General features: G+C 43.3%; 15 protein-coding genes. 13 read left to right on the top strand and 2 right to left on the bottom strand.

The window, feature by feature from the left end; genetic code table 11:
• Positions 1-22: 22 nt before the first annotated feature.
• The 5 genes from argH to mnmG all read left to right on the top strand — a co-directional run bounded on the left by argH (position 23) and on the right by mnmG (position 5,793).
• Positions 23-1,414, top strand: coding sequence for an argininosuccinate lyase (argH, locus tag ACLV7H_RS09415; protein ID WP_411867009.1), 1,392 nt, complete (start codon positions 23-25; stop codon positions 1,412-1,414).
• Between the two features lie 318 nt (positions 1,415-1,732).
• Complete coding sequence (gene mnmA / locus ACLV7H_RS09410) at positions 1,733-2,854, top strand: tRNA 2-thiouridine(34) synthase MnmA (protein WP_411867008.1); 1,122 nt, start codon at positions 1,733-1,735, stop codon at positions 2,852-2,854.
• A gap of 140 nt (positions 2,855-2,994) precedes the next feature.
• Positions 2,995-3,450 (top strand): NUDIX hydrolase, encoded by a 456-nt coding sequence (locus tag ACLV7H_RS09405; RefSeq protein WP_411867007.1) that lies wholly within the window; start codon positions 2,995-2,997, stop codon positions 3,448-3,450.
• Between the two features lie 8 nt (positions 3,451-3,458).
• On the top strand, positions 3,459-3,890 hold the full coding sequence (locus tag ACLV7H_RS09400) for an NUDIX hydrolase (RefSeq protein ID WP_000989470.1): 432 nt from the start codon (positions 3,459-3,461) through the stop codon (positions 3,888-3,890).
• Positions 3,880-5,793: a tRNA uridine-5-carboxymethylaminomethyl(34) synthesis enzyme MnmG gene (gene mnmG / locus ACLV7H_RS09395; RefSeq protein ID WP_045592745.1), complete on the top strand. Its 1,914-nt coding sequence runs from the start codon at positions 3,880-3,882 to the stop codon at positions 5,791-5,793. Before ACLV7H_RS09400 ends, mnmG begins: the two co-directional genes overlap by 11 nt.
• A 36-nt stretch (positions 5,794-5,829) precedes the next feature.
• Here the strand turns inward: mnmG and rnjA are convergent, their stop codons facing one another.
• Entirely contained in the window at positions 5,830-7,512 is a 1,683-nt protein-coding gene (gene rnjA, locus ACLV7H_RS09390) for a ribonuclease J1 (RefSeq protein WP_045592746.1), read from the bottom strand.
• Between the two features lies 1 nt (position 7,513).
• Positions 7,514-7,747, bottom strand: a complete 234-nt coding sequence (locus tag ACLV7H_RS09385) for a DNA-dependent RNA polymerase subunit epsilon (RefSeq protein WP_000639585.1) — start codon at positions 7,745-7,747, stop codon at positions 7,514-7,516.
• Between the two features lie 246 nt (positions 7,748-7,993).
• Here ACLV7H_RS09385 and ACLV7H_RS09380 point away from each other — a divergent pair, with 246 nt between their 5' ends.
• From ACLV7H_RS09380 to ACLV7H_RS09345, 8 genes are all read left to right on the top strand, one after another.
• Entirely contained in the window at positions 7,994-8,254 is a 261-nt protein-coding gene (locus ACLV7H_RS09380; RefSeq protein ID WP_411867006.1) for a hypothetical protein, read from the top strand.
• Between the two features lie 12 nt (positions 8,255-8,266).
• Positions 8,267-8,692, top strand: a complete 426-nt coding sequence (locus tag ACLV7H_RS09375) for a hypothetical protein (protein WP_411867005.1) — start codon at positions 8,267-8,269, stop codon at positions 8,690-8,692.
• Positions 8,693-8,949: 257 nt separating this feature from the next.
• Positions 8,950-9,165 carry a hypothetical protein gene (locus ACLV7H_RS09370; RefSeq protein ID WP_411867004.1) on the top strand — a complete coding sequence of 72 codons (216 nt, stop codon included), beginning with the start codon at positions 8,950-8,952 and terminating at the stop codon, positions 9,163-9,165.
• Between the two features lie 333 nt (positions 9,166-9,498).
• Positions 9,499-10,182, top strand: coding sequence for a tRNA (adenosine(37)-N6)-threonylcarbamoyltransferase complex dimerization subunit type 1 TsaB (gene tsaB / locus ACLV7H_RS09365; RefSeq protein WP_045592752.1), 684 nt, complete (start codon positions 9,499-9,501; stop codon positions 10,180-10,182).
• The gene (gene rimI, locus ACLV7H_RS09360) at positions 10,179-10,616 is read left to right on the top strand and encodes a ribosomal protein S18-alanine N-acetyltransferase (RefSeq protein ID WP_411867003.1); all 438 of its coding nucleotides are present in this window, start codon (positions 10,179-10,181) and stop codon (positions 10,614-10,616) included. Before tsaB ends, rimI begins: the two co-directional genes overlap by 4 nt.
• On the top strand, positions 10,606-11,616 hold the full coding sequence (gene tsaD, locus ACLV7H_RS09355) for a tRNA (adenosine(37)-N6)-threonylcarbamoyltransferase complex transferase subunit TsaD (RefSeq protein ID WP_411867002.1): 1,011 nt from the start codon (positions 10,606-10,608) through the stop codon (positions 11,614-11,616). The genes rimI and tsaD overlap by 11 nt, the downstream gene beginning before the upstream one ends.
• Positions 11,617-11,712: 96 nt before the next feature.
• Positions 11,713-12,576, top strand: a complete 864-nt coding sequence (locus tag ACLV7H_RS09350) for an XRE/MutR family transcriptional regulator (RefSeq protein ID WP_411867001.1) — start codon at positions 11,713-11,715, stop codon at positions 12,574-12,576.
• A 115-nt stretch (positions 12,577-12,691) separates the two neighbouring features.
• Positions 12,692-13,360, top strand: coding sequence for a lysostaphin resistance A-like protein (locus ACLV7H_RS09345; RefSeq protein WP_411867000.1), 669 nt, complete (start codon positions 12,692-12,694; stop codon positions 13,358-13,360).
• Positions 13,361-13,367: the final 7 nt, after the last annotated feature.

Here is a 13,367-nt window from a genome sequence, read left to right as displayed (position 1 = left end):
CGATAGAAAGGGACGACAGGATATGCCGAAAAATACAAAATTATGGGGTGGTCGATTTGAAGGCACTGTGGAAGATTGGGTAGAACAGTTCGGTGCGAGTATTTCCTTTGACCACCAGCTGGCAAAATTTGATTTGATGGGTTCCTTAGCTCATGTTCAAATGCTAGGACAGACTGGCATTTTAAGCTTGGAAGAGGCAGAGCAGATTCAAGATGGTCTGAAAGCTTTGTTGCGAGATTTAGAGGCAGGAGAGCTTCATTTTGATATTGCAAATGAAGATATTCATATGAATATGGAAGTGTTGCTGACAGAGAAAATCGGTCCTCTGGCTGGAAAACTGCACACGGCTCGTTCTCGGAATGACCAAGTCGCAACGGATATGCACTTATATCTAAAGGAGCAGCTTGGCCATGTCTTGGATAAGTTGACGAATCTAAACAGTGTTTTGCTGGATTTGGCTGAAAAACATGTGGAAACCATCATGCCAGGCTATACCCATTTACAGCACGCCCAACCGATTAGTTTTGCCCACCATCTCATGGCTTATTACAATATGTTTCAAAGGGACAGCGAGCGATTCGCATTTAACCTGAAACATACGGACCTATCTCCACTGGGTGCAGCTGCCTTGGCAGGGACAACTTTTCCAATCAATCGTCAATTATCGAGTGATTTATTGGCCTTCCAACAACCCTATACCAATTCCTTGGACGCAGTGAGTGACCGTGATTTTATCTTGGAATTTCTGTCAAATGCCAGCATTTTGATGATGCATATGAGTCGTTTTTGTGAGGAAATCATCAATTGGTGCAGTTTTGAGTATCAGTACATTAGCTTGTCTGATAGCTTTTCAACAGGTTCGTCTATCATGCCCCAGAAGAAAAATCCTGATATGGCCGAATTGATTCGAGGGAAGACAGGACGGGTTTACGGGAACTTGCTTGGACTATTGACCGTAATGAAATCTTTGCCTCTGGCCTACAATAAGGATTTGCAAGAGGACAAGGAAGGCATGTTTGATACAGTAGAAACGATTTTAAATTCTCTGGATGTGTTGGCAGGTATGCTATCGAGCATGCAGGTTAATAAGGCCAAAATGCAGCAATCCACAGAGAATGATTTTTCGAATGCGACCGAACTGGCAGATTATTTGGCAGAAAAAGGTGTCCCCTTTAGAGAAGCGCATGAAATTGTAGGAAAATTGGTTCTAGACTCTATCAAGCATGGTAAAAATATCCAACATTGGGATTTGAAGGAGTTGCAAGTCTACCATCCCCTGATTGAAGAGGATATTTATATCTACTTGCGTCCAGAAACCGTTGTTCAGAGACGGAATTCCTTAGGAGGAACCGGCTTTGAGCAAGTGAAATGCCAGATAGAACAAGCGAAGAAAGAACTTAAAGGGGAAAATTGATTCGTTTGCAAAGTAAGAAAGAGAGGCTGAGATGATTTATCAGCCTCTTTCTTGTCTTCTCCAACTAAGCGTGTTATAATGAATACTGCTCAAGCGACCTTCAATCGTGAAGCACACACGACCTTCAATCGTGAACTAGTCATTTCGTTTATCTTTTATTACGTCGTTAACTCGTCTTACCTAACTCAAGTTATGCCTGCGACTCGTTGCCTAGTCCTAAAAGCAAACGAAAAGACTATACTCAAAGAAATTCTATTGAAAGTCATAGTAAATAGAATTTTGAAGGGTATGAATAAACGAATAGATGGGAGACTTACCATGAGTGATAACTCTAAGACACGTGTTGTTGTGGGGATGAGTGGTGGTGTTGATTCGTCGGTGACGGCTCTCTTGCTTAAAGAGCAGGGCTACGATGTGATCGGTATCTTCATGAAGAACTGGGATGACACAGATGAAAACGGCGTCTGTACGGCGACCGAAGATTACAAGGATGTGGCTGCGGTGGCAGATCAGATCGGCATTCCTTACTACTCTGTCAATTTTGAAAAAGAGTACTGGGACCGCGTTTTTGAGTATTTCCTAGCGGAATACCGTGCAGGACGCACGCCAAATCCAGATGTTATGTGCAACAAGGAAATCAAGTTCAAGGCCTTTCTGGACTATGCCATGACCTTGGGAGCAGACTATGTAGCGACTGGGCATTATGCCCGAGTGGCGCGTGATGAGGATGGCATCGTTCACATGCTTCGTGGCGTGGACAATGGCAAGGATCAGACCTATTTCCTCAGCCAACTTTCGCAAGAACAACTCCAAAAAACCATGTTCCCCTTGGGACATTTGGAAAAGCCTGAAGTTCGCAGACTAGCTGAAGAAGCAGGACTTGCGACTGCTAAGAAGAAAGATTCGACAGGGATCTGCTTTATCGGAGAAAAGAACTTTAAAAACTTTCTCAGCAACTACCTACCAGCCCAGCCTGGTCGTATGATGACTGTGGATGGTCGCGATATGGGTGAGCATGCAGGTCTGATGTACTATACAATCGGTCAGCGTGGCGGACTTGGTATCGGTGGCCAACACGGTGGTGACAATGCACCGTGGTTTGTTGTCGGAAAAGACCTGAGCAAGAATATCCTCTATGTCGGCCAAGGTTTCTATCATGATTCGCTCATGTCAACAAGCCTAGAGGCTAGTCAAGTTCACTTTACTCGTGAGATGCCAGAGGAATTTACGCTAGAATGTACGGCTAAATTCCGCTACCGTCAGCCTGACTCTAAGGTGACCGTCCATGTCAAAGGAGACAAGGCGGAGGTCGTCTTTGCAGAGCCACAGCGCGCGATCACACCAGGACAGGCAGTTGTCTTTTACGATGGCGAAGAGTGTCTAGGCGGTGGTTTGATTGACAATGCCTGTCGCGATGGACAAGTTTGTCAGTACATTTAGATTGACAAATTTTCCCAATTTGCTACAATAATAAAAGCAATAGAAATGATGGTCAAAGCTCATGGATGTTGCAGGTTTTTTTGTCCTGCACTTCTTTGGAGTTTTGACTGTTTTTGTGTAGTTTAAGGGAAAGGACAAAAATGACTCAACAAGATTTTCGGACAAAAGTAGGAAATACGGTTTTTGGCGTTCGGGCAACAGCCTTGATTCTTCAAAATCGCAAGCTTCTAGTCACCAAAGACAAGGACAAGTATTACACTATTGGCGGTGCGATTCAAGTCAATGAAAGCACGGAAGACGCGGTAGTCCGCGAAGTGAAGGAAGAACTGGGTGTCAAAGCTCAAGCTGGGCAGCTAGCTTTCGTAGTTGAAAATCGTTTTGAACAAGACAGTGTTTCCTATCACAACATCGAGTTTCATTATTTGGTGAACTTGCTTGAAGATGCTCCATTGACCATGCAGGAAGATGAGAAAACGCAGCCCTGTGAGTGGATTGACTTGGATCAGCTCCAGAATATCCAGCTAGTTCCAGTCTTTTTAAAAACAGCCCTACCAGAATGGGACGGCCAACTAAAACACATTCATCTTGAGGAATAGGAGAGAAAATGATGGTTAAGCTTATTGCCCATGTACTTGTTCATAGTGGTGGTGATTATTTGCTCATTCAGCGTTCGGAAATTAAAAGAGGAGAACCCAACGTTTATCCAACTTACTGGGATATTCCTGGTGGCGGGGTTGAAAAGGGTGAACTTCCGCGAGATGGTGCTCTTAGAGAATGCATTGAAGAAGCGGGAGTTAGGCTAGATAGCAGTTCGCTCAAACTTCTTCACGAAGATAGTCAACTGGATACCTCTAAGGATACGGTCTTTACTCGCTTAGTTTATAAAGCAGAGTGGATTGGGGAGAAGCCAATTATCAGATTAGATCCTGAAGAGCATACACACTTTAAATGGGTTACTATGGATCAAGCTCTAGAGGAGGAGAAGTTAGTTCCTTATTTGCGAGAAATTTTTGAAAGGTTAAGAAATGACTTATAATTTTACAGAAGAATACGATATTATTGTAATCGGTGCGGGACACGCTGGGGTTGAGGCTTCCTTGGCTGCTAGCCGTATGGGCTGTAAGGTCTTGCTTGCGACCATCAACATCGAAATGCTGGCTTTCATGCCTTGTAACCCTTCGATCGGTGGTTCTGCCAAGGGGATTGTCGTGCGTGAAGTCGATGCCCTTGGTGGAGAAATGGCCAAGAATATTGACAAGACCTACATACAGATGAAGATGCTCAACACAGGGAAGGGGCCTGCTGTTCGTGCCCTTCGTGCGCAGGCTGACAAGGAACTTTACTCTAAGGAGATGCGCAAGACAGTTGAAAATCAAGAGAATCTGACTCTTCGTCAAACCATGATTGATGAGATTTTGGTGGAAGATGACAAGGTTGTCGGTGTGCGTACAGCTACCCATCAAGAGTATGCTGCCAAGGCAGTTATCGTGACAACAGGGACAGCCCTACGTGGGGAAATCATTATCGGAGACCTCAAGTATTCGTCAGGTCCTAACCACAGTCTGGCTTCGATTAACCTTGCTGACAACCTCAAGGAACTTGGACTCGAAATCGGTCGTTTCAAGACAGGAACTCCTCCACGTGTCAAGGCTTCTTCTATCAACTACGATGTGACAGAGATTCAGCCAGGGGACGAAGCGCCTAATCACTTCTCATACACTTCACGAGATGAGGACTATGTCAAAGACCAAGTGCCATGCTGGTTGACCTATACCAATGGAACCAGTCATGAGATTATCCAAAACAACCTCCACCGTGCGCCTATGTTTACAGGTGTGGTCAAGGGAGTGGGGCCTCGTTACTGTCCGTCGATTGAGGACAAGATTGTGCGCTTTGCGGACAAGGAACGTCACCAACTTTTCCTAGAGCCGGAAGGGCGCAATACAGAGGAAGTCTATGTTCAAGGTCTTTCAACCAGTCTGCCTGAAGATGTGCAGCGTGAGCTAGTTCATTCTATCAAAGGGTTGGAAAATGCTGAGATGATGCGAACTGGTTATGCTATCGAGTACGATATGGTCTTGCCTCACCAGTTACGTGCCACTCTGGAAACCAAGAAAATCTCAGGTCTTTTCACTGCTGGCCAAACAAATGGAACGTCAGGTTACGAAGAAGCTGCTGGTCAAGGGATTATCGCTGGTATCAATGCGGCTCTGAAAATCCAAGGCAAGCCTGAATTGATTTTGAAGCGCAGTGACGGCTATATTGGGGTCATGATTGATGACTTAGTGACCAAGGGAACCATTGAACCCTACCGTCTCTTGACCAGTCGTGCAGAATACCGTCTCATCCTCCGTCATGACAATGCCGATATGCGTTTGACAGAGATGGGGCGCGAGATTGGCCTTGTGGACGATGAACGTTGGGCTCGCTTTGAGATTAAGAAAAACCAATTTGACAATGAGATGGCTCGTTTAGATAGCATTAAACTCAAGCCAGTCAAGGAAACTAATGCCAAGGTTGAGGAAATGGGCTTCAAGCCGTTGACAGATGCGGTGACAGCCAAGGAATTCCTTCGCCGACCAGAAGTTTCTTACCAAGATGTGGTGGCCTTTATCGGACCAGCTGCAGAGGACTTGGATGACAAGATTATCGAATTGATTGAAACAGAAATCAAGTACGAAGGCTACATTTCCAAAGCCATGGATCAGGTTGCCAAGATGAAACGCATGGAAGAAAAACGAATTCCAGCCAATATTGACTGGGATGATATTGATTCTATCGCAACAGAAGCTCGCCAGAAGTTCAAACTTATCAATCCAGAAACTATCGGCCAAGCCAGCCGTATTTCGGGAGTGAATCCAGCAGATATTTCTATTTTGATGGTGTATTTGGAAGGTAAAAATCGTAGTATTTCTAAAAATCAAGAAAAGAAAGCATAGAAAAAACAGCTCCGAAGACGGGGCTGTTTTGTTGATTTATTCTTCTTCATCTGGTGTGAGGATCATCGGGATGATGATTGGTTCACGTTCTGTATTTTCATAGAGGAAAGGACGAATGGCGTTGACAATAGCACCATTGACGGATTGTATGCTGGCGTCCTTATTTTTCAATGCGATACGAATTGCATTGAAGAGGATGCGCTGGCTTTGGCGAATCAAGTCTCCAGATTCTCTCATGTAGACAAAGCCTCGGCTAAGGATGTCAGGACCAGACAAGATCATTTTAGACTTGAAGTCAACAGTTGCAACTGCTAGAACGACACCATCTTCAGATAGATCTCTACGATCTTTGAGGACAGCAGCGCCGATTTCACCGATACGATTTCCATCAACATAGATGTCTTGGGCGTTGAAATGCCCTGCGATACGGGCTGAGTTAGCAGTAAGGGCAAGCACATCACCATTGCTCATGATAAAGATATTATCCTTCTCGACACCCGTATCCACTGCTAGTCCAGCGTGGACTTTCTGCATACGATATTCACCGTGGACAGGCATGAAGTATTTTGGTTTGATTAAGCGGAGCATGAGTTTTTGCTCTTGCTGACCACCGTGTCCAGATGTATGGATATTGTTCACTTTACCGTGGATAACTTCGACACCCGCTTCAGAAATAGTGTTAATCAATTTGTTGACGCTAGTGGTATTTCCAGGGATTGGGCTAGAAGAGAAAATAACAGTATCGCCGGGTTGGAGTTGCACCTGACGGTGGGTCCCGTTAGCGATACGAGAGAGGGCTGCCATCGGCTCACCCTGACTACCTGTACAGAGGATAAGAACCTCGCCTGAAGGATAATCTTTGATTTCATTTGGCTCGATAAAGGTTCCCTTAGGAGCTTTGATGTAGCCAAGCTCGATTCCGTTGACAATGGCCTTTTCCATGGAACGTCCAAAGACCGCAATTTTGCGTCCAGTCTTAACAGCGGCATCCGTTGCTTGCTGAAGACGGAAGATGTTTGAGGCAAAGGATGCAAAGATGATACGTCCTTCAATACCTTGAATAATCTTCATGATAGACTGACCAACGACTTTTTCAGAGTTGGTAAAGGTTGGCACTTCTGCATTTGTCGAGTCAGAGAGGAGACAGAGCACGCCTTCTTCCCCAAGGGCAGCCATACGGTGCAAGTCTGCAGGTTCTCCAACTGGAGTAAAGTCAAACTTAAAGTCACCCGTACAGACGATTTTACCTTGAGGAGTATGAATGACAATCCCCAAAGGCTCTGGAATGGAGTGAGTGGTTCTAAAGAAAGTTGCCTTGAGGTTTTTAAAGGTCAACTCAGTGTTGTGGTTGATTTCGTAAAGTTTGGCGTTGCGCAAGAGGCCGTGTTCTTCGAGTTTTCCACGGATCAAAGCCAGGGCAAGTGGTCCAGCGTAGATAGGGACATTTGCTTGCTTGAGTAGGAAAGGAATCCCACCGATGTGGTCTTCGTGTCCGTGTGTAATCAAAACAGCCTTGACGCGGTCGATATTGTCCACGATGTAAGAGTAGTCAGGGATAACGTAGTCGATACCAAGCAAGTCATCTTCTGGGAATTTAATCCCAGCATCGACGATGATAATTTCGTCTTGGTATTCAATTCCGTAAGTGTTTTTCCCGATTTCTCCCAGACCACCGATGGCAAAAACGCCGACTTCTTCAGGTTTAAGAGTGTAGGCCATATTAGAACTCCGTAATCTCGAAAGCGCCAGTTTCTTTTTCGTAATCTAGCAATTTGTCAGACAAGAGTTCGATAAATTCGATATTGTACTCTGGGCGGTTTTCTTCGACAAGTTGGCGAGCAGCGATACGGCCCTCAAGTTCTGAGCTGGCATCGATGTCTAGGTAAAGTGAGCGTGTTGTTTCACGACGTGGGCTACGTTCTTTTGTTTCTTGATAAAAAACTTTGTAAATCATATAGTTCCTTTCTATTTACAGGTCAGCTTATTCCAAACTTTTAGCAGAGATTTGCTTGATTTCATTCCATTTTGTGTCTAGATTGACCTTGATTCGTTACAATTATTTCAATTATACCATAAAATGAAAAATTAGTAAAAGACGGAAATGGGGAAAGTCGTGAGGGGAAGAAGGAGTAAAAAGATAGATAGAATTTGGTCGAAGAGCGCTTAGGTGTTATAATGAAAGGGGGAATCTAAAGAGATAGTGGATTTAAGGAAGAATATAGTTCTAGTTTCATTAATCGTTGGTGTAGATGGTTGGGACAGAATGATATCTTTGAAAAAAGAAAAGGCTGAGACAAAATTAAGGGATCTTTCTGAGCAAGCTCAAGGGGCAGCACCATTACCTGAAGTGATTGAATCACAACCTTTGAAAGACTTGTCACCAAGTCAGACCAAATCTCAACCTTACCCTATTTTATCATCTACTCAGCTAAGAAGTCAATCTATAAGTATAACGATGTAGACATAGCATGGAGTGGAGTGCTTACTGAACGGGCAAGGAAAAGCCCTTGACAAAAGTCAAGAGCCATCTAACACTGGGGGCGAACTAATCAATCGCAATTCCGGTTATTTAGAAGGCGAACCCTCAAGGACAGCACCACAGCCTGAAGAGCCAAAGGCTCAACCTGATTTTCCTACCAATGTTCAATTATATTTTAACATTGACAAGTCAAAGTCAGTAAAGTCAAGTCATCGGTTGCGTGGTGGCTACAAATACCCTGAAGATGCGGACATAAGGACTTTAAATAAGTATGCGGATGCTTTGCAACGGTCAGCACAACAATATTTAGATAGATTTGCCAATCAAAAAATCATCTACGCTTTTAACGAAGATAACCAACTGAACGCTCTGTTACCAGTCGCCCTACGTTATCCTCTCGATATTTATACTTTACTATAACTTACTGAGGGAATCAACTTTAAAAGCATCAAAAAGCTCCTGACCAAAGTCAAGAGCCTACTAATAACATTGGGGGCGAATTGTTCAATCGCAATTTCAGTTCTTTAGAAACCAAAGTTTCAGGGATAGCACTGCAACCCGAAGAGTCAACGACTCAACCTGATTTTCCTACCAGTGTTGAAATACATTTTAACATTGATAGACCAACATTGTCAACAGTTTATATAAAAATAGCAATACCAAAAGGAGGATTAAGAATGTTTAGTTTGTTTGAATTTGCGATAGGGGTTCGCCTCCTGGTGTTTATAGTCTTTGTAGCTTGTGTCTATGGAGGGAATGCCCTGTTTGTGCATCTGGAACACCGCAAAACAAAATTCCTTTGGAAGCTTGCTTTTGTGACGCTCTATTCAATTTTTCTCCTCCTGGTCACCTATATTGTCTGGCTCGTTTTCTACTTTGGTTTAAATGCCTAAAGTCAATTATTCATCTAGATATACAGAAAATCCACCTCGTCTTGATAGATGGGATGGACTTTTTTTATTTTTAGATGCTATCTTTATTGTTATGACGATGATTTCTCACATCGAAAATCGAGTTGAAATATAAATGCCTGATTCAAATTTTTTACGAAGAACCTTTCAATTTCCTTGTTCACTTTTCTATTCAAAAAAGCTACAACTTTTTTGAATTTTCTGTGCAGAATTGCTTGTCTAAGTGGCAGGCCCTTTTGTTTCAAAAGAAAGAAAATTCCCATGTGCTGGCTTTTGTAGTATAATAGTAAGCAGACAAAAAGATAGGAATGTGTTATGAAAGTATTAGCTTTTGATACGTCCAGCAAGGCTCTTTCTCTAGCCATTTTAGAGGACAAGCAGGTTCTTGCCGAGACTATGATCAATATCAAGAAAAATCACAGTATTACCCTCATGCCTGCCATCGATTTTTTGATGGCCAGTCTGGATTGGACACCCAAGGACTTGGATCGCATCGTGGTGGCAGAGGGACCTGGTAGCTACACAGGTTTGAGAATTGCGGTAGCAACTGCCAAAACTCTAGCCCATACCCTGAACATTGAGTTAGTGGGGATGTCTAGCCTCTTGGCTCTGGTGCCAAGTCAGCAAGAAGGATTGGTGGTTCCTATTATGGATGCGCGTCGTAACAATGTCTATGCCGGCTTTTATGAAAAGGCCAAGACTGTCTTTCCAGAAGCGCACCTATCTTTTGCGGAAGTGCTAGAGCAGGTCAAGGATGTTGAACAGGTAACCTTTGTCGGAGAAGTTGGAGCCTTTGTGGAACAAATCCAAGAACAATTACCACAAGCTAGCTCCCAAGAGACCTTGCCAAATGCAGCTAATCTGGCTCTTTGGGCCTGGGACAAGGAAGCAGACTCCTTGCACGACTTTGTGCCAAATTACCTCAAGCGTGTCGAAGCCGAGGAAAACTGGCTCAAGAATCACACTGAGTCTGGCGAGTCCTACATTAAACGCCTATGATAGAGATCAAACGAATCCAAAAACAGCCTGAACTAGCTAAAACCATCTACGCTGTCATGGCAGCTGTTTACCCAGTCAGCCCGTGGACTTTGGAGCAGATCCAAGCAGACCTGTCCCAAGATCAGATTTGGTATGCTCTGGCTTATGACGGGGTAGAAGTGATTGGCTTTCTAGCCGTTCAGGAGAATCTCTTTGAGGCAGAAGTCCTGCAAATCGCTGTAAAGAAAGCCTATCAGGGTCAGAGAATTGCGTCAGCCTTGTTTGCAACGTTACCGACGGATAAGGAAATTTTCCTCGAAGTTAGAAAGTCAAATCACCGAGCGCAAGCATTTTACAAGAAAGAAAAGATGGCGGTCATCGCTGAGCGAAAGGTCTACTATCACGATCCAGTTGAGGACGCCATTATCATGAAGAGAGAAGTAGATGAAGGATAGATATATTTTAGCATTTGAGACATCCTGTGATGAGACCAGTGTCGCCGTACTGAAAAACGATGATGAGCTCTTGTCCAATGTCATTGCGAGTCAAATCGAGAGCCACAAACGTTTTGGTGGCGTAGTGCCAGAAGTGGCTAGTCGTCACCATGTCGAGGTCATTACAGCCTGTATCGAGGAGGCGCTAGCAGAAGCAGGAATTACTGAAAACGATGTGACAGCTGTGGCGGTTACCTACGGACCAGGATTGGTTGGAGCTCTGCTAGTTGGCTTGTCAGCTGCCAAGGCCTTTGCTTGGGCGCATGGCTTGCCACTTATCCCCGTCAACCACATGGCTGGTCACCTCATGGCAGCTCAGAGTGTGGAGACTTTGGAGTTTCCTCTCCTAGCACTCTTGGTCAGCGGAGGCCATACTGAGCTGGTCTATGTCAGTCAGGCTGGTGACTATAAGATTGTGGGGGAAACTCGCGATGATGCGGTCGGTGAAGCCTATGATAAGGTCGGTCGAGTTATGGGGCTGACCTATCCAGCAGGTCGAGAGATTGATCAGTTAGCTCATGAGGGACAGGATATTTATGATTTTCCGCGTGCCATGATCAAGGAGGATAATCTGGAGTTTTCATTCTCAGGTTTGAAATCTGCCTTTATCAATCTTCACCACAATGCTGAGCAAAAGGGAGAAAGCTTGTCTACAAAGGATTTGTGTGCTTCCTTCCAAGCAGCTGTCATGGATATTCTCATGGCAAAAACCAAGAAGGCTTTGGAGAAATATCCTGTTAAAACTCTGGTAGTGGCAGGTGGCGTGGCAGCCAATAAAGGTCTCAGAGAACGCTTGGCAGACGAAATCAAAGATGTCAAGGTCATCATTCCACCCTTGCGTCTCTGTGGAGACAATGCAGGTATGATTGCCTATGCCAGTGTCAGCGAGTGGAACAAAGAAAACTTTGCAGGCTTGGATCTCAACGCCAAACCAAGTCTCGCTTTTGATACGGTGGAATAAAGAGTCAGCTTGAAGCTGGCTTTTTTGCTAAAATATTTTATAATATGTTAAAAAAGGAAAAGTTTTTACGAATAGAATAGTAAAGGGAGTTTGGCCATGATTGAAAAGATGGAATTGGGAGAATTTTACAAGGAATTGCGTCTGGCGAGAAAACTCAAGCAGTCAGATGTAGCTTGTGATGGACTGACAGCATCCCAGCTATCCAAGTTTGAACTGGGACAGTCTATGCTGTCTGCGGACAAGCTGATTCTAGCTATCCAAGGGATAAATGTGACCTTCGATGAATTTGGACACAAGCTCAACAACTATCAAGAATCCCCACATATGCGATTTGGTCGAAAGGTTGTGGATCGCTTTGCCCATCAAGATATAGCGGGTTTAGAGCAACTGTTGGAGGAAATCGAACAAGAACAGATGGCAGAGACCTATCGTCGTTTGAATGCTATTATAATCAAAGATGCTATCCATTCCTTAGATAAAAGCTATCCGCTAGCAGAGGAGGATAGCGAGTTTTTAACCACCTATCTCTATGCTATCGAGTCTTGGACCTGGTTTGAACTCTATATATTCTGTAATACTATGCCTTTCTTGAGTAATCAAGATTTGATATTTTTATCAACCTCTTTACTTGAAAAATCCAAGGAATTTAAAGAGTTGGTACATAATAGACTGTATATGAAAAGTGGCTTTCTGAATATTATATCAGAGCTCATGGAGCGTAAACTTTTCTCTTACATCCCAATCTTTGAAGCCGAGTTGGAGAGTATGCTCCGTCCGTATGATGTTTTTGAAAAAGTGTTGTGGCAATTTTTAAAGAAAATGAGTATTTTCCTTCAAACCAAAGGAAACAATCAAAAAGAGATTGAACACTTTATCCAATCTCTGCAAGTATTAGAAAATCCACAATTAACATCCCTTTTTGAACTACGCTTACAGCAATATAAAGACCTTATCGATTAACAAACAATCGCAAAAATGAAATTTCTATAAGAAAAAATGTCAAATATGCGATTTTCTAAAATAGGGCATTTTTCGTGTTATACTGTCTTTATTTCATAGTATAGGAGAAAATAAAATGAAAAAGATAATTTCACGCTACTACTTGTTTATAGCTATTCTACTTGTCATTGCTGACCAGTTCTTGATTCGTCTGCTCTTACACAGCGACCTTGCGGCTGGTCTATCTGACTTTTCCTATTATTTGTCGGATATGCTGTTGAATTTTCTTGTGGTTCTGCTTGCTATTATTGTTATGGTTTGGTCAGGTAAATGGCAGAAAATTAACAGCAGAAAATTTAAGGGTTCCTATCTTTTCTATTCCTTTTTAGCTCTTCTTGCTTTTGTTATTTGGAATTTCGTCACATTTTATCTTTTCCCACCTACTAAAAATGAAATTGCTTATCAACTCGATATTCCTACTTTTACAGGAGCAACGGCATTTCTGATGTATTTTTTCTATCCTGTGATTGCAGGTCCCATTTTTGAAGAGATGATCTATCGTGGATTGGTGATGACTGCTTTGGAAAAAGGGAAAAAATGGGGACTGGATGTACTTGGTTCGGCTACTTTATTTGGTATTTTGCATATCAGTAATCATGGTTGGGTCTTGACAGACTTTTTCGTATATATGGGTAGTGGTTTAATAATGGCAGTCTTTTTTAGAGTAACCAAGTCCATTTATTGGCCTATTGGACTGCATATAGTCAATAATGCCATTGCTCAAATTCTGCCCTTGTTGTTTTAGAGTTTCT

This window comes from Streptococcus oralis, from assembly GCF_965111685.1.
GTDB lineage: Bacteria > Bacillota > Bacilli > Lactobacillales > Streptococcaceae > Streptococcus > Streptococcus oralis_B.
The sequence above is the reverse complement of the archived record's forward strand: the minus strand, read 5'-3'. Positions and strand labels throughout refer to the sequence as shown.

Excerpts from the sequence above, each read along its gene's own strand:
- argH (WP_411867009.1), top strand. The coding sequence starts at position 23 with ATGCCGAAAAATACAAAATTATGGGGTGGTCGATTTGAAGGCACTGTG.
- mnmA (WP_411867008.1), top strand. The coding sequence starts at position 1,733 with ATGAGTGATAACTCTAAGACACGTGTTGTTGTGGGGATGAGTGGTGGT.
- ACLV7H_RS09405 (WP_411867007.1), top strand. The coding sequence starts at position 2,995 with ATGACTCAACAAGATTTTCGGACAAAAGTAGGAAATACGGTTTTTGGC.
- ACLV7H_RS09400 (WP_000989470.1), top strand. The coding sequence starts at position 3,459 with ATGATGGTTAAGCTTATTGCCCATGTACTTGTTCATAGTGGTGGTGAT.
- mnmG (WP_045592745.1), top strand. The coding sequence starts at position 3,880 with ATGACTTATAATTTTACAGAAGAATACGATATTATTGTAATCGGTGCG.
- rnjA (WP_045592746.1), bottom strand. The coding sequence starts at position 7,512 with ATGGCCTACACTCTTAAACCTGAAGAAGTCGGCGTTTTTGCCATCGGT.
- ACLV7H_RS09385 (WP_000639585.1), bottom strand. The coding sequence starts at position 7,747 with ATGATTTACAAAGTTTTTTATCAAGAAACAAAAGAACGTAGCCCACGT.
- ACLV7H_RS09370 (WP_411867004.1), top strand. The coding sequence starts at position 8,950 with ATGTTTAGTTTGTTTGAATTTGCGATAGGGGTTCGCCTCCTGGTGTTT.
- tsaB (WP_045592752.1), top strand. The coding sequence starts at position 9,499 with ATGAAAGTATTAGCTTTTGATACGTCCAGCAAGGCTCTTTCTCTAGCC.
- rimI (WP_411867003.1), top strand. The coding sequence starts at position 10,179 with ATGATAGAGATCAAACGAATCCAAAAACAGCCTGAACTAGCTAAAACC.
- tsaD (WP_411867002.1), top strand. The coding sequence starts at position 10,606 with ATGAAGGATAGATATATTTTAGCATTTGAGACATCCTGTGATGAGACC.
- ACLV7H_RS09350 (WP_411867001.1), top strand. The coding sequence starts at position 11,713 with ATGATTGAAAAGATGGAATTGGGAGAATTTTACAAGGAATTGCGTCTG.
- ACLV7H_RS09345 (WP_411867000.1), top strand. The coding sequence starts at position 12,692 with ATGAAAAAGATAATTTCACGCTACTACTTGTTTATAGCTATTCTACTT.